The following is a 19,614-nucleotide window of genomic DNA, read 5'->3' on the forward strand; positions in this document are numbered from 1 at the left end:
GTCCCGCACGGCGCCGCGGGTCTCACGAGCGCCCGCTGAGCTGGGCGATCTGCTTGAACAGCCCGGAGTGGTCGAGCTTGCCGTCGCCCTGGGCCTTGGCGGCCGCGATGAGCTGGGTGACCAGGGCGCCGATCGGCAGCGCGAGCCCGGCGCCGCGGGCGGCGGCCTCCAGGTTGCCGAGGTCCTTGTTGTGCAGCTCGATGCGGAAGCCCGGCGAGAACTCGCGGTTGCGCATCTTCTCGCCCTTGGCGTCCAGGACGGTGCTGCCCGCCAGGCCACCGCCGAGGGCGCGCAGGCCCGCCTCGGTGTCCACGCCGTAGGCCTCCAGGAAGATCAGCGCCTCGGCGACCAGGCCGATGTTGCCCGCCACGATGAGCTGGTTGGCGATCTTCACGGTCTGGCCGGAACCGGCAGGACCGACGTGCACGATGGTGGTGCCCACGGCCTCCAGGATCGGCTTGGCGGCCTCGAAGCCGTCGGCCTCGCCGCCGACCATCAGCGACAGGGTGCCGTCGATGGCCTTGGGCTCGCCGCCGCTGACCGGGGCGTCGACGACCCGGACGCCCTTGGCGGCACCGGCCTCGGCGACCTTGACCGAGGTGTCGGGCCGGATGCTGCTGCAGTCGATGAACAGCGCGCCGTTCCGGATGTGCTCGAAGACGCCGTCCTCGCCGAGCACGGCGGCGTCGACGTCGGGCGAGTCGGGCAGCATGGTGATGACGACGTCGGCGTCCTTGACGGCCTCGGCGATGCTCGCGGCACCCCGGCCGCCCTGCTGCACGAGCAGGTCGATCTTGTCCTGGGTGAGGTTGGTGCCGACGACGTCGTAGCCGGCCTTCACCAGGTTCGCGGCCATCGGGCTGCCCATGATGCCCAGCCCCACGAATCCGATCGTGGTCATGCTCTTACCTCCGTGTGTTTCCGCGCGCTCAGCGCTTGATCCAGCCGAAGCTGTCGGCGCTGGCGCCGCTGGGCTTGTACTCCAGCGCGACGTGGCCCCGGTAGCCGCCGGCCTGGAGCTTGCCGAGGTAGTGGTCGAAGTCGATCTCGCCGGTGCCGGGCTCGTTGCGGCCCGGGGCGTCGGCGATCTGCACGTGCCCGATCACGCCGCCGTGGCGGTCGATAACCGCGTCGAGGTCGTCGCCGTTGACGGTCAGGTGGTAGAGGTCGAACAGCAGGCGCAGGTTGTCCACGCCGCCCTCGTTGTGCACCCGGTCGATGACGGCGAGCGCGTCGGCGGCGGTCTTGAGCGGGTACGCGGGCGCCCCGCTCACCGGTTCGACCAGCACGGTGCCGTCGACGGCCCGCGCGGCGCGGACCAGGCTCTCGGTGGCGACCTTGTCCTGTTCGGCCGGGTCGACACCGTCGATGCGGTTGCCGTACAGGGCGTTGAACGCGCGGCAGCCGAGCGCCTCGCCGATGCCGGCGACGACGTCGACGTTGTCGGCGAACTCGCCCGCGCGGGCGGGGTCGGACAGCACTCCGCGGTCACCGGCAGGCATGTCGCCTGCGAAGAAGTTCAGGCCGACGAGCTGGACGCCGGCGTCCTTCACCGCGCTGACGAAGCGCTCCACCTCGCGGTCGGACGGGACGGCGACCGGGAAGGGCCACCAGAACTCCACCGCGTCGAACCCGGCGGCCTTGACCGCCGCGGGCCGCTCCAGGACGTCGAGCTCGGTGAACAACAGCGATGCGTTCACGGCGTACTTCAGATCCACGGGCACCTCCTCCGGGAGTCCTCCGGTGCGATTCCGCTGCGATCCCCGAGATCCAGAGATTTCGTATTGCGGAAGCGTTATTTCGTACAGCGATAGACTAGCGAGCAACCGGCTCCGGGTCAACGCTTTGTTGAACCGGGTTTCCTGGGTCCTTCACGCGAAAAGGGGCAGGTAGCGGATGCTCCTGCCCCTCGCCCGACTCGGCTGACCGGTTCCGCCGACACCGGCAGGTGCCCGCCCAGGAGCTCGGCGGTCCAGCGCTCCCAACGTCTTGAACCGAACCTCCACGTCGCCGACCCACCAGCCACCCGAGACCTGCGGGTCATCCGTATGGTGGAAGTCCGATTTCAACGTCGAACGCGGAGTGCGCACGCCGGTCCGGGCAGTTCCCGCCAGGACCCCCGGGCCAGGTCGCGGCGGGCTACCGTGCCTACCGTGCACCCGGAGGTCCCGAGATGATCCTGAGAGCCGAGTTCACCACCGAGCCGTTCGAGGGCGAGGGTGAGCCGCCCGCGCACGCCCTGGCCGCGCGCGACCGCCTGCGCGAGGCGGGCCTGGAGCCCGACTTCGGCCCGCTGGGCACGTCGATCACCGCGGACCGGGAGACACTGCTGCCCGCGCTGGCCGCGGTGGTGGAGACCGTGCTGGACGCCGGGGCGCACCGCATCACCCTGCAAGTCACCGTCGACGGTGCCCCAGTTGAGGAGTCCTAGGGCCGTGCATCCGCTCGCTACCGCGATCGCCCCGCTGCTGGAGCAGATCGGCGCCACCGCCGTACCCGCCGAGCAGCGCGCGCCCGGTGACGTCGTCCTGTACTGGGAGGGCGCGCCCGCCGTCGCCGTGCGGCTCCCCGGCGAGGAGCTGACCAGCGCCCTGGACCGCATGATCGCCCAGGTCGAGGCCGAGCTCGGCGCGGCGCTGCCCGAGCTGCCGCGCGCCGACAAGCAGCGCGCGGTGCGACTGCTGGAGGAACGGGGCGCGTTCACGCTGCGCAAGTCGGTGGAAGCGGTCGCGAAGGCGCTCGGCGTCAGCCGCTTCACGGTCTACAACTACCTCAACCGGGAGCAGCCGGGGTCCAGCTGACTGGCCGCACCCCCGGAACCTCAGCGCGCTCGGCGATCGCACAGCAGAGGGATGCCTGCCGCTAACCGCCCGCCTTCCCGCGCATCCGCAACGCCTTTCCGGCGAGCGGCCGATCTCGCACGCCTCGAGCCGCCGCACTTCCGACGCGCCGCCACCTCGCCATTCGATTACCTTCAGCGACTATCGAGGCACTTCGGGTAGCAACACAGTCCGTTAGCTGCGCTAATCGTTGGCGAGGTTGTGCGGTGGCACAGTTCCAGCTCCCGGAATTTCAACAAAGTGTTGACACCGTCGCCGAGGCGGCCGTAGCTTCTCGTCTCACCAAAGCTTGCGACCGAGGCCACACCACCGCGCCTGCCAGGCATGCCCGGACCTCGCCCGTCCGCCGCCGGCACGCAGACCCCGTCGCAGGCCAGCTTCTCTCGTGGGGAAACTCCAATGCCACCTTCACCTTCCGGGAACGGTTCCGGGCCGGACGGGCTCAACGCCCTGCCGCGCCCGGAGCTGGTCGAGCGGCTGCTCGCCTGCCTGGACGTGCAGCGCTGGGCGGACGAGGTCGCCGACCGGCGGCCGTTCGCCTCGACCACCGAGATCTACCGGGCAGCCGACGACGCCGCGCGGGAGCTGACCCGCGAGGAGATCGACTCCGCCCTGGCCGCCCACCCCCGCATCGGCGATCGCGTGCAGGGCTCGGACACCTCCTCGTCGTGGTCCCGCAGCGAGCAGGCGGGAGTCGACGCCGGCGACGCCGCGCTGCGGGAGGCGCTGCGCGAGGGCAACGAGGAGTACGAACGCCGCTTCGGCCACGTCTACCTCGTCTGCGCCAGCGGCCGCAGCGGCGCCGAGCTGCTGGAGATCCTGCGCTCCCGGCTCGGCAACGACCCGGAGGAGGAGCTGGGCATCGTCGCCGAAGAGCTCCGCAAGATCGCACGACTGAGATTGGCGAAGGTGGTCGAAGGATGACGAGTCACGTCACCACGCACGTGCTGGACGCGGCCAGGGGCCGGCCCGCGCAGGGCGTCGCGGTCCGGCTGGAGGGCGCCGACGGCACCGACTGGATCTCCCTGGCCGCCGCGGAGACCGACTCCGACGGCCGGGTCCGGGAGCTGGGACCGGAGCAGCTGGAGACCGGGGACTACCGGCTCACCTTCGCCACCGGGGACTACTTCGAGCGGCTGGGCACCGACTCCTTCTACCCGCAGGTGCAGATCACCTTCCGGATCACCGATCCCGAGCAGCACTACCACGTGCCCGTGCTGCTGAGCCCGTTCTCCTATTCCACGTATCGAGGGAGCTGATCACCCCATGGGCATCGTCATGGGCCCCAACCAGTACGGCAAGGCCGAGGTCCGCATCGTCTCGGTCAACAAGGACACGCCGCGCCACACCATCAAGGACCTCAACGTCGGCACCTCGCTGCGCGGAGACCTCGACGCCGTCCACCTCACCGGCGACAACAGCAACTGCCTGCCGACCGACACCCAGAAGAACACCGTCTACGCCTTCGCCAAGGAGGCGCCGATCGGCGAGATCGAGGACTTCGCGCTGCGGCTGGGCCGCCACTTCGTCAGCACCGCCGAGGGCATCACCGGCGCGCGCATCCTCATCGACGAGTACGCGTGGGAGCGCATCCCGGTCGGCGGCACCGGCCACGACCACTCCTTCGCCCGCTCCACCGACGAGAAGCGGACCACCGCGGTCACCGTCGACGGCGACAAGGCGCACGTGGTGTCGGGCCTGAAGGACCTGGTCGTGCTCAAGTCCACCGGCTCGGAGTTCTGGGGCTACCCGAAGGACAAGTACACGACGCTGGCCGAGACCGACGACCGCATCCTGGCCACCGCGGTCACCGCCCGCTGGCGCTACCTGGGCACCGACCTGGACTGGGGCAAGAGCTTCGAGTCCGTGCGCGCCACGATGCTGGAGGCGTTCGCCACCACGCACAGCCTCGCGCTCCAGCAGAGCCTGTACGAGATGGGCAAGCAGGTGCTCGAAGCGCACCCGGAGGTCGCCGAGGTGCGGCTGTCGCTGCCGAACAAGCACCACTTCCTGGTCGACCTCGAGCCCTTCGGGCTGGAGAACAACAACGAGGTCTTCTACGCCGCCGACCGTCCGTACGGGCTCATCGAGGGCACCGTGCTGCGCGACGACGTGGACCCGGCCCCGCAGGCCTGGTACTCGCTAGCCGAGTTCTGACGCGCGCGAGGGGGCTGCCGGGACGACCTGGCAGCCCCCTCGGCCATAGCGGCACCCACAACGGCAAGGGCACCTCTGCGCACTGTTTCCACAGTGGAAAAGGTGTCTCATTTCCTCGTATACGCAAGGAAATACATCCAACACCCGGCATTGATAGTGACGTGATCTGATTCGTCCCAGCGGCCCTGGAGTTCCCGATGGCCCTCTTCAAAGTCCGCCGAAACCGTGGCACCCGCATCGGCAGAACCGGCGCGCATCCCGTAGACGAGGTGTTACCGCCCGGCAAGATGCTCTTCGCCGGCATCCAGCACGTCGCCGCGATGTACGCGGGCGTGGTGGCCCCGCCCCTGATCGTCGGCGAGGCACTCGGGCTGCCGCCGGTGCAGCTCACCCTCCTCATCGGCGCGAGCCTGCTGACCGCGGGCATCGCCACGGTGCTCCAGTCCGTCGGTGTGTGGCGCATCGGCGCCCGGCTCCCCTTCGTCAACGGCGTCACGTTCGGCTCGGTGGCTCCCATCCTGGCGATCGTCGCCCAGCAACAGCAGCAGAACGCGCTGCCGGTCATCTACGGCTCGGTGCTCATCGCCGGCGCGCTGGCGTTCGTGGCCGCCCCCTACTTCTCCCGGCTCGTCCGCTTCTTCCCGCCGCTGGTCAACGGAACCGTGATCACGCTGATCGGGCTGTCGCTGATGCCGGTGGGCATCAAGTGGATCGCCGGGCAGAACCCCGAGGCACCGGACTACGCGGCGATGCCCAAGATCGCCATCGGGGCCGCGACGCTGGTACTGGTGCTGCTGCTCAACCGCTTCCTCCGCGGCTTCCTGCAGCGCATCGCGCTGCTGATCGGGCTGCTCGTCGGCACGCTGGCCGCCTGGCCGATGGGACTGGTCGACACCACGACGTTCGAGCAGGCGCCCCTGTTCAACGTGCCGACGCCGTTCCAGCTCGGGACACCGGTCTTCGACATCACCGCGACGCTGTCCATCTGCATCGTGATGCTGGTGGCAATGATGGAGAGCACCGCGGACATGATCGCCCTCGGTGAGATCGTGGACCGCCCCGCGGACGAGAAGCTCATCGCCGCCGGTCTGCGCGCCGACGGCGCCGGCAGCGCGGTCAGCGCCGTCTTCGGCGGCTTCACCTGCAGCGCGTTCGCGCAGAACATCGGCCTGGTGGCGCTGACCGGGATCAAGAGCCGGTTCGTGGTGGCCACCGGCGGTGGCGTGCTGGTGCTGCTCGGCCTGTTCCCGGTGCTGGGCGCGGTCGTCTCGCTGGTGCCGCAGCCGGTGCTCGGCGGTGCCGCGCTGGTGCTGTTCGGGTCGGTCACCGCCAGCGGCATCAAGACGCTGAGCAAGGCGGGCCTGGGCGACCCGTTCAACGCGCTGGTATTCGCCGGGTCGCTGGCGGTCGGCATGGTGCCGGTGATCTCGCCGGAGTTCTACGAGCACTTCCCCGCGGCGCTGCGCACCGTGCTCGACTCGGGCATCAGCACCGGATGCATCGCCGCGCTGCTGCTGAACCTGCTGTTCAACAGCTCCCGCCGGCGGCGGGAACTGCAGGCCGAACCCGACGGTGCCGCCCCCGTGCTCTCCCCGGAGCCCGGCGTCCAGGACCCCGAAGCCGTCCCGGCGCCCCGCGCCTCGGAGAAGGACACCGAGGCGGTCAAGGGCACGGGCTCGGTCAAGGGAACCGGGTCGACGCGCTGACGCCGAGCGCGGCGTGACGCGCCGACGCCGTGCGCTGCGCGGAGAAGGGCGGGTGCTGCTCCCCGGCACCCGCCCTTTCGGCTGACCAGAACGCCTCTAGCAGCAAGTTGCCACCACCGGTAGCATGGAAGCATGAGTGCCTTGCCGCACGAGCCCCCTGGTGGAGAGCTGTCTGAGACGGCTCATCACCTGGCGTGGCTGTCGACTCAGCTCCACGACGCCGGGAAGATCTCCCCCGAGTTCCGACAAGCGGTGGAGCAAGTCGCCGCGTCCTCGGGCAACATCCGCGCCCTCGGCAAGGCCCGCAAGGTCAGCGTCTCCATGCCTGAAGAGCTGACCTCCGCCGTGCAGGAACGAGTCGGCCGAGGCGCATTCAGCCAATACGTCACCGATGCGGTCGCTCGCCAACTGGAGCTCGATCTGCTGGCCGAGCTCTCCGACCTCCTGGAAGCCGAGCACGGTCCCATCTCCGAAGAAGATCTCGCAGAAGCAAGGGCGGCATGGCCGGACGCCGAGTAGGGGGAGGAGGCACGCTGGTCCTCGACAGCGAGGGACTGTCGAAACTCGCGATCGGCGACGGCCGTGCCCGTGCATACCTGGAGACCGCACGCACACGGCGTGCCAGAGTGGTGATCAGCGCCATCACGCTTACCGAGGTCCTCCGCGGCGGTCCTCGCGATGCCTCGGTGCACCGCGTGCTCGCCCGGATTTCCGTGCTTCCCGTGACACCGGAGATCGCTCGCGCGGCCGGCGAGCTCCTGGGCGCGACCGGGCTCTCCGGTCACCGCTGCGCGATCGACTCCATCATGGCCGCCACGGCTCTCGGCCTCGCTCGTCCCGTCGTCCTCCTTACCAGTGATCCAGACGATCTCAACCGGCTCGTCGACGAGCCGAATCGCCCGAAGGACGAGCGCGTGATCGTGGTGCACGTGTGAATTCCGGCGCACCCGTATCGGTCAACGACCGGGCAGCTGTGTCGGTCAGCCGGCGCCGTGGCCGCGGTGGACGCACAGCAGCTGGTCCTTCCGCCCGTGCCACGGGTCGCGGTAGGCGATCAGAGCGGGCGTGGCGCTGCTGTAGTGGTTGGGCAGAGCCTGGTCGGCGGTCCAGCTCTCGCCGTTGAAGGACGTCCACCACAGCTTTTCGTCGCTGCTGCCGCGATGCACGCAGTACAGCGCGCCGTTGAGCACCGCGAGCGCGGGCGACGTCGCCGAGAAGTGGTTGCCCAGCGGCGCCGGGGCCGTCCACTCAACGGGTTCGGTCTTCAGCTTGGACCAGTACAGGCGCGTGTCATCACCGGTTCCCCGGAAAACGCAGTACGGGACGTCGTTCAGCACCGCGAGCGCGGGGCCGTCCGCACTGCCGAAGCCCATCTCGCGCCGTGGGGCCCACGCACCGGCGCCCTGGAGCCAGCTCCACCACAGCTTGTCGCCGTCGACATCCCTGTAGGCGATGAGCGGGAAGTTCCAGGACACCATCGCGGGAGCGGCCGAGGTGCGGAAGTCGATTCCCAGATTGACCGGGTTGCTCCAGCCTTCCTCGTCGCGGGTCCACGCCACCAGGTCGTCGAATCCGTCCGAGCCGACCCGTTCGATCATGCGCAGGGTGCCGCTGTGCTCGGAGACGGCAACCCCCGCGCTGGTGGTGATATCGCCCATCTTGCGGTCGCGCGACCACTTCTCCACGTGGGGGTCCACCGAGAAGTCGAAGACGGTCTCGAACAGGGAGTCGCGGTCGTCACCGGTGCCCGGGTGGTTGCAGAGCAGCTTGCTGTGGTGCTCGGCCAGCGCCGGCATCGACGAGGACGCCTGGTCGTTGGCGAAGCGGATGTCCGGCCCCCACTCGCCCTTCTCCAGATCGAAGACCGTCCACCACAGGTGCTCGTCGTCCGGCTGCGGCTCGACCCACCTGGTCGGGATCAGCATCGTCGGCGAGATCCACGGCGAGTTCAGGACCACCCCGTACTGGCCGCCCGCGACCGCCTTGATCCAGAGCCCTTGGGCGATGATTGCCGCCTCAAGCACTTCGCCCAGACCCGCGATCAGCGAGACGGCTTCTCCGATGAGCTCGCGGATCTCCGCCACGGCCTCCGCCGCCTCGTGGTTGAGGTAGATCTGGAACCCCCACCAGTGCACCTGGGCCTTTACCGCGGGCCCGTACCGGCTCAACAGCTCACGTGGCGGCTCGACCTCCCACGTCACCTCGCCGTTCGGCGAAGACGGTCGTGTCCCAGCGGCCCTGGACTCCTCGCGCTGCGTCATCCCGCATCTCCTCGTGATCGGCGTCCGACCCAGCCGATTCTGGGACGCATCCCGCGGACGGCAACGCGGGTGACCCGCACGTGGCCGAACGTCACCCAGGTCGGCGCTCAGCGGTCGAAGCGGCCCGCCTTCACTCGGGAGAGGAAGGACCGCCAGCGCACCGCCGACACGGCGAAGTGCCCGGCAGCTGGAGCCTTGGAGTCGCGGACGAGCGTGACCTCGGGCAGAACCGCCGCCTCGACGCAACTTGTCTGCGACGACCTCGTACTCTTCCGCCACCTGAGCTCAGCCATCGGCAAGACTCTCCGAAACCTTTTTGATCAAGTCGCTGGACGCCTGCTCGTCCAGCGCGTGGTCGGCCAACGACGCACACATTTCCACAAAAGGCTTCACTTCCACAGGATCGGTGACGAACACCGCCAGGCTGCGGGCTTCGAGGAAGACGTACGGTGTCCCGTCGGCGAGTCGGTAGATCTCAAACGAGCCATCATTCGGAGGGATCGCGCCCACGTCCAGCGGAATCACCCGCAAACTCACGTTCTCACGGCGCTGGACGGTCACCAAGTGCTCCAGCTGTTCCCTCAGCACGCGCCGATTCCCCAAGGTCCGGTAGAGCACAGCCTCGTCGATCAGCATGTCTACCTGCGGTGCTCGAGGTCGGGACAGGATCGCCTGACGTCCGAGCCTCGTAGCCACCCGCCGTTCCAACTCGTGCCCTTCAGGATTCCCGAGGACCAAGCGCGCGTAGTCGGCAGTCTGCGTGTAACCAGGCATCACGCTCGTCTGCACGTTGACGATCGAGACGGCCTCGCGCTCAAGAACCATCAGGCTCGCCAGCTGATCCGGTACGTACCCGGTGGCCAACCATGCGGCCGTTTCCTCGGTCTCACCGACACGACCGACAAGTTCCTGCTTCTCCTGGCCCGTCACGCCGTACAGGGCGCAAAGCGCGCTGACCTCCTCCCGGTTCGGTGCCCGCAGGCCAAGCTCGTTCCGGTTCACCGAGGACGGCGAGATTCCGATGGATCGGGCGACCGAACGGGTGGACAACCCCTTCCCTTCCCGGAGCTTCCGCAGTTGCACGCCCAGCCCGACCTGACGCAGCTTGTCAGCCTGCCGCATGTCGTGACCTCCGGTTCGGGCGATAGCCGTGCGTCACACCTGAGACATCGAAAGGGCGACTAACCCTGCCAACTGGGCCGTCTCAGATTCGCTGAAACACAGGCTATCGATCTAGCTTCTCCGGCGTCATCACTCCGTCGTGCGGTTGAGTCGAAGGAAGGTCGCCATGTGGCCGAATCCGTACCGTGTTGAGACGCCGATGGCGTTCTGGATCGTCGGGGTGGGTGAGAAGCTGCGGCACGCCACCGACATCCGCCCCGGTGCGGCTCCGGCCGGCGACTGGATCCCGACCCTGTGCGAGGTGTGGATCCGGGTGCCGTTCCCGACCGTCATCGGGCAGGATCCGAGGTCGAAGAACGTCACCGAGCGCTGCCCGAACTGCACCGAGGCGGTGTCTCAGCGGAAGTACCGCGACATCAACTGGGATTTCTGACCGCCCGGTCGAGGTTCCACGGGTCGTGGGCCGAGATGAACCCGAAACCAGGCTGGAGGCCACGATGTCGTATCCGGAGGCTCGCTACTTCGGCGAGAACGGCGAGCACAGCGCTGCTTTCCGGCCCGCGAGCACCCCGCCGGACCTCGTCATCCGGGCGGGCACCGGGAGCGGCAAGGGCACCGAGGTGCACTACCTCGGCACCGGCGGCACGACCGACGGGCAGTTCGGCCTCTACCGGTGGGAGATGGGACCGAAGCCGTCCGGGCCCGCGCCGCACTTCCACCGGACGATCTCGGAGTCCTTCTATGTCCTCTCCGGCACGGTGCGGCTATTCGACGGCGAACGCACGATCAGCGCGACGCCGGGCGACTACCTGCACGTCCCGCCGGGCGGGGTGCACGGATTCCGCAACGAGTCCGGCGAACCTGCGTCGATGCTGCTGCTGTTCGCTCCCGGCGCACCGCGCGAGTCCTACTTCGAGGAGCTCGCGGCGATCGCGGCGGAGGGCCGCCGGCTCACCGAAGAGGAGTGGACCGACCTCTACCGGCGCCACGACCAGTACATGGTCTGAGGCTCCGGGAGTTCCGGCCGCGTCCGGCAACCACCTGCCCGAAATGCCTCGACCGAGCCGACGGAAACCGCGACAATGATCACGCCCGGGAACCTCCCACCAACGCCCACCGTTGGCACCAGGAGATGTCCGGCGACACCGCCGGCACAGCCGTCGAGACAGGAGCCAGGCAGATGAGCTTCGGCAAGTTCTTCAAGCACTTATCCCCCGCCAAGCACGTCCACGGCTCGCACAGCAGCAGTGGTGGCCACCGCAGGCGCGGCAGCAGCAGCGACCACCGCCGCCGCCACAGCAGCAGCGACCACCGCAGGCGCAGGCACAGCAGCAGCGACCACCGCTCCTACCGCAGGCGCAGCCACAGTTGACGGCCGAGCAGAAGGGGAGCCGGTGCTCGTCGAGTCGCTGAGTTACTACTACAGCGAACAGGATCGGGACTGGGGGCCGCCCGGCGAACCGCTGGAGCCGGGCGAACTGCTGGCTCCCGGATACCGGGTCGTCGAGCACCTGCGCCGGGGCAGCCGGCTGGACGTCTACGACCTGTGGAGCGAGGAGCGGTCCTGCCGCTGCGTCGGCAAGACCCTTCGCCCCGAACGCGCCGAGGACGAGACCGCGGCCGGGTGGCTGCGCAACGAAGGACTGTTGCTGACCACGCTGACGCATCCGCACCTGGTGCGCGGCTACGAGACCGTGCTGACCGCCGAACCCGCGCGTCCGGCCGTCGTCACCGAGACGCTGCCCGGCTTCACGCTCGGGTTCCTCATCGAGCAGCACGGCAGGCTGCGCGCGATGGACGTCGCGGTGCTGGGCATCCAGCTCTGCTCCGCGCTGGGCTACCTGCACCGGCAGGGCTGGGTGCACCTCGACGTCAAGCCGTCCAACGTGGTCGAGGCGGGCGGCAGGGCGGTGCTGCTGGACCTGAGCCTGGTGTGCCGGGTCGGGGACCGCAGCTCCGGCGGCACGTTCGACTACCTGTCACCGGAGCAGGCGCGCGGTGACGAGATGACGACCGCCGCCGACATCTGGGGACTCGGCATCACGCTTTACGAGGCGTTCTCCGGCACCACGCCGTGGGCGGAGTTCTCGCACCGGGAGAAGCGCGGCGACGGCAGCAGGCGCTACCCGCAGACCGAGTCGCCTGCCGCGCCGCTGCGCACCCACCGGCGGATGCCTGCCGTGCTGTCACGGACGGTCGACGCCTGCCTCGACCAGGACCCGGGTTCCCGCCCGACGGTCCAGGAGGTTGCCGACGTGCTCCAGTCCTGGTCCGGGGTCGATCCGGCCAACGCGGAGTAGCCGCGGAAGCAGAATCCGGAAGCGGGCACGGGGCCGGAGACGCCCGGAACCGCGATCAGTCCGGTAGCGCACGCGAAACCGGGGCCGAGACGGCGTAGGGCCGTGGCCGCGCACCGGTCGGCCGGCCGAACCGCGGCCGACGTGCCGGGCCCTCACCGGTGCGTCACCGACACCGGGGATCGTGACCGACTTCATATCAAGAGCCACCGCGGTAGTGCCGATCCGACAACGGATATGCATGTCTCGGCAGAGCCCACGGGCGACTCGAACACTCCCGCACGCCGACCCGCACTGCGGGTCCTGCCCGCGGGTACCCCACGCACGAACACGGTGGTCCTCGTGCTGCACGGCGGCAAGATCGCCAGCCACGAGCCGGCGCGCGGCCACCACCTCGCCTACCTGCGCATGGTCCCCATCGCGCGCGGCATCCACCGCGACAACGCGTCGGCGGGCGCCGCGGTGTGGTCGTTGCGCAACCGCTTCCGGGGCTGGAACGAACCGGTCCTGGACGCGGTAGCCGACGCCCGTTGGGCGCTGGAAGAACTCACCGCGCGCCATCCGCTGGCCCAGATCGTGCTGGTCGGGCACTCCATGGGCGGCCGCGTCGCGCTCCGCGTCGCCGACGCGGCTGGCGTGACCGGGGTGTGCGCGCTGGCTCCCTGGATCGAGGACGGCGAACCGGCCGAGCAGCTCGCCGACCGGTCGGTGCTGATCGTGCACGGAACCGCGGACCGGGTGACCTCACCCGCCGCCTCGGCGGCTTTCGCACGCCGGGCGCGCGCGGTGACCTCGGCGGTGCGCAGCGAGGTCGTGGCCGGTTCCGGCCACGCGATGCTGCGCCGGCACGGGCGCTGGGACCGGCTGGTCCAGCACTTCGTCGGTGCGCTGGTCTCGGACCGGGAGGAACGGCGATGATCCGGCCGCGGGTCGCGGTCGTCGGCGCCGGTGTCTCCGGCCTGACCGCCGCCCACCTCCTGCAACGCCGCTACGACGTGCTGCTGTTCGAGGCCGACGACCGGCTCGGCGGACACGCGCACACCCACGAGGTGCCCGCCCCCGACGGCCGGGTGCTGGGGATCGACAGCGGTTTCATCGTGCACAACGACCGCACCTACCCGAAGTTGCTGCGGCTGTTCGGCGAACTCGGGGTCAGCACCCAGGACACCGAGATGTCGATGAGCGTGCGCTGCCTCGGCTGCGGGCTGGAGTACGCGGGTGCCAGACGGCTCGGCGGGTTGTTCGCGCAGCGGGCCAACCTGGTGCGCCCGCCCTACCTTTCGCTGCTCGCGCACGTGCCGAGGTTCCACCGGCTGGCGCGCCGCGCGCTGGAGAGCGGTGCCGGCGGCGACGAGCAGACCTTCGGCGAGTTCCTGGCAGCGGGGCGGTTCCCGGCCTACTTCGTCGAGCACTTCGCGCTGCCGCTGGTGTCGGCGGTGTGGTCGGCGGACCGGGACACGAGCCGGGCGTACCCGGCGCGCTACCTGTTCGAGTTCCTGCGCCACCACGGGATGCTGTCGATAGCCGGCTCGCCGGTGTGGCGGACCGTCGTCGGCGGCTCGCAGGAGTACGTCCGCCGGATCGCCAAGCATCTCACCGCGGTCCACGTCGGCACCCCGGTCCGCGCGGTGCGGCGGCTGGCCGACGGGGTGGAGGTCCGCGACGACGCCGACGTGGCGCACCGGGTCGAGCGCGTCGTCGTGGCCTGCCACGCCGACCAGGCACTCGCCCTGCTCGCCGAGCCGAGCCCCGCCGAACGCACGGTCCTCGGCGCTTTCCGCTACTCGCGCAACGACGCGTGGCTGCACACCGACCCGTCCCCGCTGCCGCGCTCTGCCGGAGCACGAGCGTCGTGGAACTACCTGAAACCCTCGTGCGGCGCCGACTCCGGGCGGGTGCTGGTCAGCTACGACATGAACCGGCTGATGCGGCTGGAAGAACCGCGGGACCACGTCGTCAGCCTCAACGCCGAAGGGCTCGTCGACCCCGGGCGGGTCCTGGCGCGGATGACCTACCACCACCCCGTCTACACCCCCGAGTCGCTCGCCGCCCAGCGCAGGCTCCCGGAGCTCGGTGACGACCGGATCCGCTTCGCTGGCGCCTACCACGGGTGGGGCTTCCACGAGGACGGCTGTGCGGCGGGCGCGCGCGCCGCGGCCGCCTTCGGGGCCGGATGGTGACGGCGCATGACGGCACCGGCGCTCTACGACGTGATCGTCACCCACACCCGCCACGTCGACCGCGCCACGACGTTCCGCCACCGGCTCTACACGTGGCTGGTCGACCTCGACGCGCTGCCGCGCCAACGCTGGTGGCTGCGGCCCTTCACCGGGTTCCACGCCCGCGACCACCTCGGCTCACCGCACCGCTCGATCCGCGAGAACGTCGACGCCTGGCTCGCGCTGCACGGCGTCGACCTGCGCGGCGGGAAGGTGCTGATGCTGGCCCACGCCCGCGTCCTGGGCCACGTGTTCAACCCCCTCACCGTGTACTGGTGCCACGACAGCGGCGGCGAACTCGCCTGCGTCCTCGCGGAGGTGCACAACACCTACGGCGAACGGCACTGCTACCTGCTGCGTCCCGACTCCACCGGCGGCGCGAACGTGGAAAAGCGGTTCTACGTCTCCCCGTTCCTCCCCGAACGCGGCCGGTACGCGATGCGCTTCGACCTGACCGGTCAACGCGTGCGGGTCCGGGTGCAGCTCCGCGACGACGACGACCGACCGCTGCTGACCGCCGTGCTGGCCGGGCGCAGGCGACCGGCGAACCGCCGGGAGCGGCTGCGTCTGGCGCTCCGGCGTCCGCTGGTGCCCCAGCGGGTGTCGGTGCTGATCCGGCGGCACGGCATCGCCCTGTGGCTGCGGCGGATCCCAGTAGTCCCCCGACGTCCGCACGTGCACCAGGAAGGCATCAGATGATCACCACCACGCCGTCCGCCGTGACCCCGCTGTGGGATTCGGTGGCGGCTGCGCCGAATTCGCCGTCGCGCGCCCGCGTCGCCGAGGCGCTGTTCCGCCGGGCCGCCTCCCGGCTGCCTGTCCGGGTGGTGTTCGCCGACGGCACCCGGCTCGGCGCCGGGGACTCAGGCTCGCCGCTGATGCGGGTGCTCGACGCCCGGTCGTTCTTCCACCGGCTCGGCGCGCACGCCAACGTCGGCTTCGGCGAGTCCTACATGGCCGGGGAGTGGAGCAGTCCCGAACCCGCCGACCTGCTGACCCCGTTCGCGCAGCGGCTGCCCGCGCTCGTGCCGCGCCCGCTACAGGCCCTGCGCCGCTGGGCGCAGGCGCGGCGGCCGGAGCTCGAACGCAACACGCGCGCCGGGGCTCTCCGCAACATCCGGCAGCACTACGACCTGTCCAATGACTTCTTCGCGCTGTTCCTGGACGAGACGATGACCTACTCGTCTGCGCTGTTCCGCCCGGACACCACCGACCTCGCCGACGCGCAGCGGCACAAGATCGACCGGGCGCTGGACGTGGCCGGGGTTCGCGCCGGAACCCGGCTGCTGGAGATCGGCACCGGCTGGGGGTCGCTGGCGCTGCGCGCGGCCGAGCGCGGTGCGCGCGTCACGTCGCTGACGCTGTCGGCCGAGCAGCGCAAGCTCGCCCGGCAGCGGATCGCCGCGGCGGGGCTCGCCGACCGCGTGGAGGTACACCTGCGCGACTACCGCGAGGAGGACGGCCGCTACGACTCGGTGGTCAGCGTGGAGATGGTCGAGGCCGTCGGCTCCGAGTACTGGCCGCGGTACTTCCGCGCCCTCGACGAGCTGCTGCTACCCGGCGGGCGGGCAGCGTTGCAGGCGATCACCATGCCGCACGACCGGATGCTGGCGACCCGCCGCTCGCACAACTGGATCCACAAGTACATCTTCCCCGGCGGCGAGCTGCTGTCGGTCCCGGCGATCGAGGACGGCCTCCGGCGGTACACCTCGATGGAGATCGTGCAGCGGCACTCCTTCGGGCCCAGCTATGCCGAGACTCTGCGCCGCTGGCGCACGGGGTTCCTGGACCGCTGGCCGGAGGCCGCGGCTCTCGGCTTCAACGACAACTTCCGGCGGATGTGGGAGTTCTACCTCGCCTACAGCGAGGCCGGCTTCCGCTCGGGATACCTCGACGTGTGGCAGTTCGGCTTCCGCAAGCCGCACGAGCGGTGACGGCACGGGGCGGTGTCCTGGCTGTTCTGGACCAGCGCTTGGGGCAAGCCTCGGTCGCACGCCCCGGCCTACTTCGCACGCAGGGCCGACGGCTCCGCGCTGGTCTGGGGTGGGCGGTTACCGGGGTGGGTTGCCGGGCGGTTGGTTGAGGATGAGGTCGGCCGCGCGGGCGAGGACTTGGCTGCGGGTGCGACCGGGGTGGTCCGCGGCGAGGAAGTGGTTGCCGATGGCCGCGCAGAAGGCGAGCAGGCTGCGGGCCTCGACTTCGTCGGGGTCCTCGCAGAAGGTGCTGAACGCGTCGCGGGACAGTTGCATGCGCCGGTTGTCCACGCGGCGTAGGCGTTCGGCGACGGCCTGGTCGCGGCGGGCCCAGTCGCGCACGGCCAGGTCGATGGGGAGCAGGCGGTCGCCGGAGAAGGTGAGCTGTCCGGCCAAGCGGACCTTGTCAAGCACGTCGCCGCCCTCCCGCTCGATCCGCTCGAGGACATCGTCCACGCTCTCCCGCTCCCAGGCGTCCAGCATCGCCTCCAGCAGCGCCGCGCGGTCGGCGAAGTACCCGTAGAACCCGCCCTTGGTCACCCCGAGTGCCTTGGCCAGGGCCTCGACGCGCACGGCGTCCACGCCGCCGGCGGCCAGCGCCCGCAACCCCTCCTCGATCCACCTCTCGCGCGGTGTGCGCAACGCGCCCATCGTGTGTCCCACCTCACCTCTCGGTTCGGTTGTACGTAACCGTACAACCAGTCTAGCTTCATCTTGTACGCCACCGTATAACGACCCGAACTGCGGATGGCGCCCGTGGTCGAACCGCGCGCGGCACCGACCTCCACCACGAGAACGGAGAGTCGACATGATCAAGTGGGCTGGCTGGCTCATCACGCTGTTCGGCGCCGCGCACACGCTCGGCGCCCTGACGGTGAAGAGCGCCGCACTCCATGCCGGCACGTGGTTCAGCGGGGCGCTGTGGCGGGACGACCTCGCCGACATGAGCGCAGCCAACAGCGCCTACTGGCTGAGCCTGGCCAGCTTCGGACCGCCACTCATCGTGGTCGGCCTGACCGTGCTGTGGCTGAACCACCGACGCATCACCCCACCGCCGTTCATCGCGTGGACGCTGGGGATCTGGACCCTCTCCGGCGCCGTGGTCCTCCTGCTCACGCCCTGGCCGATCCTCCTGCTCGCGAACATCCTGCTGCTGGTCGGCATCAGGCGCGCCGGCCGCCACGACAACCCCGCGGCCCACGCCCGCACGACGCAGACCGCGCCGTGACCACGCCGTCCCGGACCGAACAGGACAAGGCGGACGCGTGATCGACGATCGCCCGACGCGGGGCCTGCCGAACGGCTAACGTCGGCGGCGGGTATCGGACGAGCGAGGACGGATCGACCATGAGCGACGGCGACGCCAACACCACCGACCGGCAGGTCCTGGAAGTCCTCTCCGAGAGGCTGGGAAGGCACCAGGTGCTCGGCACCCCGGTCCAGCAGGGCGACACGACGCTGGTGCCGGTGGCCGACGTCCGCGCGGGCGCCGGCTTCGGCCGCGCCAAGCGCGAGCTGAATGGCGGCGGCGGAGTGATGGCTCGCCCGGCGGGCGCGTTCGGCGTGAGCAGCGACGGCAAGGTCGCCTGGCACCCGGCCGTCGACGTCAACCGGATCGTGCTCGGCGGGCAGCTCGTCTTCGCCGCGGTGGCGATCGCCTTCGCGATCGCTTTCCGGCGCCGCCGCTGACCGCGTCCGGCGACCTGCGCCGGTGCCTGCCGGGGCGATGCGCGCGCCGGGGACCGCCGGTGCCGGGAACCGGCGGTGCGGCCGCCTACAGCCTGCCGAGCTTGCGGACCTCGGCCTCGGAGAGGCCGGTCATCCGCTGCACCTCTTCGGCGTCGGTGCCGCCGTTGTCGAGGGCGCGCACGAACGACGCGGCCAGCGCACGCGCGGTCGCCGGTTCGTCCAGCACGGCACCGCCGGTGGCCGACACGTACGCCGAGAGCCGTGCGGCCTCGGCCGGGGCGGACTCGCGGAACGCGGCGAACACCGCCGCGTAGCGGGTCACCAGCTGCGCGGGGTGCAGGTCCCAGCTCTGGTAGAAGCCGTGCTCCAGCGAGCGCCGCACGAGCTGGTAGTGGGTGCGCCAGCCGTGCTCGACCTGGTCGCCGACCGGCAGCACGTTGGTCGAGCCGTCGGACAGGAAGATCCCGGTGCCCGCGGCCGACACCTGCATCGCGTGCCGGGCGAAGTCGCACGCCCGGTGCGCGAGGTGCTGGTGGGCGGCGGTCAGTCCGCAGCTCGCGGTGTAGTCGTAGGTGCCGAAGTGCAGCCCGGTGACCCGGCCCGCACCCGCCGCGACGAAGCGCGGCAGCGCGAAGCGCCCCTCGGAGTCCACGATGGACTGGGTGGTCTCGACCTGGATCTCGAAGCGCAGCGACCGCTCCGGCAGGCCGAGCTGCTGCTCGAGCAGCTCCAGCAGCTCGACGAACACCTCGACCTGGCGCACGTCGACGACCTTGGGGAAGGTGAGCACGAAGCCCTGTGGCAGGCTCCCCCACTGCTGCAGCAGCGCGGTGAGGAAGACGTCGAGGGTCCGCACCGACCTGGCCCGCAGCTCGGCGGTGTCGAAGGACTTCACCCGCAGCCCGTAGTTGGCAGGCTCCACCCCGTCGCGCAGCCAGTCCGCGACGATCCCGGCGGTGCGGACGGCGTCGGCGTCCTCGGCCTCGTCACCTGGACGGCCGTAGCCGTCCTCGAAGTCGATCCGCAGGTCCTCGACCGGGGCCTGCTGGAGCTTGGCGCGCACCCGCGGGTGCACCGCGGCGGCGGTCTCGCCGTCGATGCCCAGGACCGCGGCGAGCGCGCCGGGGCTGCCCGCGTGCTCGTCGAGCACCGCCAGAGCCTCGGACCCCCACTGCCGCACGGTCTGGGCGTCGACCCCGCCCGCGGGCACGTAGCAGGTGTGCACGGGCTGGCGCGCGTCGCGCGCCCCCGGGTAGGTGCGGGCGATGTGGTCGTCCACGGCGGACAGCCGGTCGAGACGACGGCCGACTTCCGCGGCTTCCAACGAGGTTCTGGCCACTTTCGCTCCTA

24 protein-coding genes are annotated in these 19,614 nt (G+C 70.4%); 17 read left to right on the forward strand and 7 right to left on the reverse strand.

Translation table 11 applies throughout. The features are described from left to right. Positions 1-22: 22 nt before the first annotated feature. On the reverse strand, positions 23-901 hold the full coding sequence (locus HUO13_RS33875; RefSeq protein ID WP_211898946.1) for a 2-hydroxy-3-oxopropionate reductase: 879 nt from the start codon (positions 899-901) through the stop codon (positions 23-25). Between the two features lie 28 nt (positions 902-929). Then, entirely contained in the window at positions 930-1,718 is a 789-nt protein-coding gene (locus tag HUO13_RS33880; RefSeq protein ID WP_211898947.1) for a hydroxypyruvate isomerase family protein, read from the reverse strand. Positions 1,719-2,173: 455 nt separating this feature from the next. Between HUO13_RS33880 and HUO13_RS33885 the strand changes: the two genes are divergently transcribed. The 8 genes from HUO13_RS33885 (at position 2,174) to HUO13_RS33920 (ending at position 7,638) form a co-directional block, all read left to right on the forward strand. Then, positions 2,174-2,431, forward strand: coding sequence for a thiamine-binding protein (locus HUO13_RS33885; RefSeq protein ID WP_009943333.1), 258 nt, complete (start codon positions 2,174-2,176; stop codon positions 2,429-2,431). 4 nt (positions 2,432-2,435) lie between these two features. Then, complete coding sequence (locus HUO13_RS33890; protein ID WP_211898948.1) at positions 2,436-2,801, forward strand: helix-turn-helix domain-containing protein; 366 nt, start codon at positions 2,436-2,438, stop codon at positions 2,799-2,801. 438 nt (positions 2,802-3,239) lie between these two features. Further along, on the forward strand, positions 3,240-3,764 hold the full coding sequence (uraD, locus tag HUO13_RS33895; RefSeq protein WP_211898949.1) for a 2-oxo-4-hydroxy-4-carboxy-5-ureidoimidazoline decarboxylase: 525 nt from the start codon (positions 3,240-3,242) through the stop codon (positions 3,762-3,764). After that, positions 3,761-4,099 (forward strand): hydroxyisourate hydrolase, encoded by a 339-nt coding sequence (uraH, locus tag HUO13_RS33900; RefSeq protein WP_211898950.1) that lies wholly within the window; start codon positions 3,761-3,763, stop codon positions 4,097-4,099. Before uraD ends, uraH begins: the two co-directional genes overlap by 4 nt. 7 nt (positions 4,100-4,106) lie before the next feature. Continuing rightward, positions 4,107-4,997 carry a factor-independent urate hydroxylase gene (pucL, locus tag HUO13_RS33905; RefSeq protein WP_211898951.1) on the forward strand — a complete coding sequence of 297 codons (891 nt, stop codon included), beginning with the start codon at positions 4,107-4,109 and terminating at the stop codon, positions 4,995-4,997. A 197-nt stretch (positions 4,998-5,194) separates the two neighbouring features. After that, complete coding sequence (locus tag HUO13_RS33910; protein WP_211898952.1) at positions 5,195-6,703, forward strand: nucleobase:cation symporter-2 family protein; 1,509 nt, start codon at positions 5,195-5,197, stop codon at positions 6,701-6,703. A gap of 132 nt (positions 6,704-6,835) precedes the next feature. Further along, positions 6,836-7,222 (forward strand): hypothetical protein, encoded by a 387-nt coding sequence (locus HUO13_RS33915; RefSeq protein WP_211898953.1) that lies wholly within the window; start codon positions 6,836-6,838, stop codon positions 7,220-7,222. After that, positions 7,204-7,638 (forward strand): type II toxin-antitoxin system VapC family toxin, encoded by a 435-nt coding sequence (locus HUO13_RS33920; RefSeq protein WP_211898954.1) that lies wholly within the window; start codon positions 7,204-7,206, stop codon positions 7,636-7,638. The genes HUO13_RS33915 and HUO13_RS33920 overlap by 19 nt, the downstream gene beginning before the upstream one ends. Before the next feature lie 45 nt (positions 7,639-7,683). Here HUO13_RS33920 and HUO13_RS33925 read toward each other — a convergent pair whose 3' ends face one another. From HUO13_RS33925 to HUO13_RS33935, 3 genes are all read right to left on the reverse strand, one after another. Next, the gene (locus tag HUO13_RS33925) at positions 7,684-8,964 is read right to left on the reverse strand and encodes a hypothetical protein (RefSeq protein WP_211898955.1); all 1,281 of its coding nucleotides are present in this window, start codon (positions 8,962-8,964) and stop codon (positions 7,684-7,686) included. A 107-nt stretch (positions 8,965-9,071) separates the two neighbouring features. Next, positions 9,072-9,257, reverse strand: a complete 186-nt coding sequence (locus HUO13_RS33930; RefSeq protein ID WP_211898956.1) for a DUF397 domain-containing protein — start codon at positions 9,255-9,257, stop codon at positions 9,072-9,074. After that, the gene (locus HUO13_RS33935; RefSeq protein ID WP_211898957.1) at positions 9,250-10,086 is read right to left on the reverse strand and encodes a helix-turn-helix domain-containing protein; all 837 of its coding nucleotides are present in this window, start codon (positions 10,084-10,086) and stop codon (positions 9,250-9,252) included. Before HUO13_RS33935 ends, HUO13_RS33930 begins: the two co-directional genes overlap by 8 nt. A 199-nt stretch (positions 10,087-10,285) precedes the next feature. On the opposite strand from HUO13_RS33935, the gene HUO13_RS33940 reads away from it, so the two are divergent. From HUO13_RS33940 to HUO13_RS33970, 7 genes are all read left to right on the forward strand, one after another. Then, positions 10,286-10,519: a hypothetical protein gene (locus HUO13_RS33940; RefSeq protein WP_211898958.1), complete on the forward strand. Its 234-nt coding sequence runs from the start codon at positions 10,286-10,288 to the stop codon at positions 10,517-10,519. Positions 10,520-10,544: 25 nt separating this feature from the next. Then, a complete protein-coding gene (locus HUO13_RS33945; RefSeq protein ID WP_249124278.1) occupies positions 10,545-11,093 on the forward strand; it encodes a cupin domain-containing protein in 549 nt (182 codons plus the stop codon). Positions 11,094-11,480: 387 nt separating this feature from the next. Beyond that, on the forward strand, positions 11,481-12,386 hold the full coding sequence (locus tag HUO13_RS33950) for a serine/threonine-protein kinase (protein WP_211898959.1): 906 nt from the start codon (positions 11,481-11,483) through the stop codon (positions 12,384-12,386). 330 nt (positions 12,387-12,716) lie between these two features. Further along, a complete protein-coding gene (locus tag HUO13_RS33955; RefSeq protein ID WP_249124279.1) occupies positions 12,717-13,301 on the forward strand; it encodes an alpha/beta hydrolase in 585 nt (194 codons plus the stop codon). After that, positions 13,298-14,563 carry an NAD(P)/FAD-dependent oxidoreductase gene (locus tag HUO13_RS33960; protein WP_211898961.1) on the forward strand — a complete coding sequence of 422 codons (1,266 nt, stop codon included), beginning with the start codon at positions 13,298-13,300 and terminating at the stop codon, positions 14,561-14,563. Before HUO13_RS33955 ends, HUO13_RS33960 begins: the two co-directional genes overlap by 4 nt. 6 nt (positions 14,564-14,569) lie before the next feature. Further along, on the forward strand, positions 14,570-15,301 hold the full coding sequence (locus HUO13_RS33965; RefSeq protein WP_211898962.1) for a DUF1365 domain-containing protein: 732 nt from the start codon (positions 14,570-14,572) through the stop codon (positions 15,299-15,301). Further along, complete coding sequence (locus HUO13_RS33970; protein ID WP_211898963.1) at positions 15,298-16,536, forward strand: class I SAM-dependent methyltransferase; 1,239 nt, start codon at positions 15,298-15,300, stop codon at positions 16,534-16,536. The genes HUO13_RS33965 and HUO13_RS33970 overlap by 4 nt, the downstream gene beginning before the upstream one ends. A gap of 117 nt (positions 16,537-16,653) precedes the next feature. Here the strand turns inward: HUO13_RS33970 and HUO13_RS33975 are convergent, their stop codons facing one another. Then, on the reverse strand, positions 16,654-17,226 hold the full coding sequence (locus tag HUO13_RS33975; RefSeq protein WP_211903349.1) for a TetR/AcrR family transcriptional regulator: 573 nt from the start codon (positions 17,224-17,226) through the stop codon (positions 16,654-16,656). Positions 17,227-17,383: 157 nt separating this feature from the next. On the opposite strand from HUO13_RS33975, the gene HUO13_RS33980 reads away from it, so the two are divergent. Beyond that, entirely contained in the window at positions 17,384-17,803 is a 420-nt protein-coding gene (locus HUO13_RS33980; protein WP_249124280.1) for a DUF6463 family protein, read from the forward strand. Between the two features lie 119 nt (positions 17,804-17,922). Beyond that, a complete protein-coding gene (locus tag HUO13_RS33985) occupies positions 17,923-18,264 on the forward strand; it encodes a hypothetical protein (protein ID WP_211898964.1) in 342 nt (113 codons plus the stop codon). 85 nt (positions 18,265-18,349) lie between these two features. Here HUO13_RS33985 and HUO13_RS33990 read toward each other — a convergent pair whose 3' ends face one another. Continuing rightward, positions 18,350-19,603 (reverse strand): DUF6986 family protein, encoded by a 1,254-nt coding sequence (locus HUO13_RS33990; protein WP_211898965.1) that lies wholly within the window; start codon positions 19,601-19,603, stop codon positions 18,350-18,352. Positions 19,604-19,614 lie beyond the last annotated feature (11 nt).

The organism is Saccharopolyspora erythraea (genome assembly GCF_018141105.1).
In the GTDB taxonomy this organism is placed as follows: Bacteria; Actinomycetota; Actinomycetes; order Mycobacteriales; family Pseudonocardiaceae; genus Saccharopolyspora_D; species Saccharopolyspora_D erythraea_A.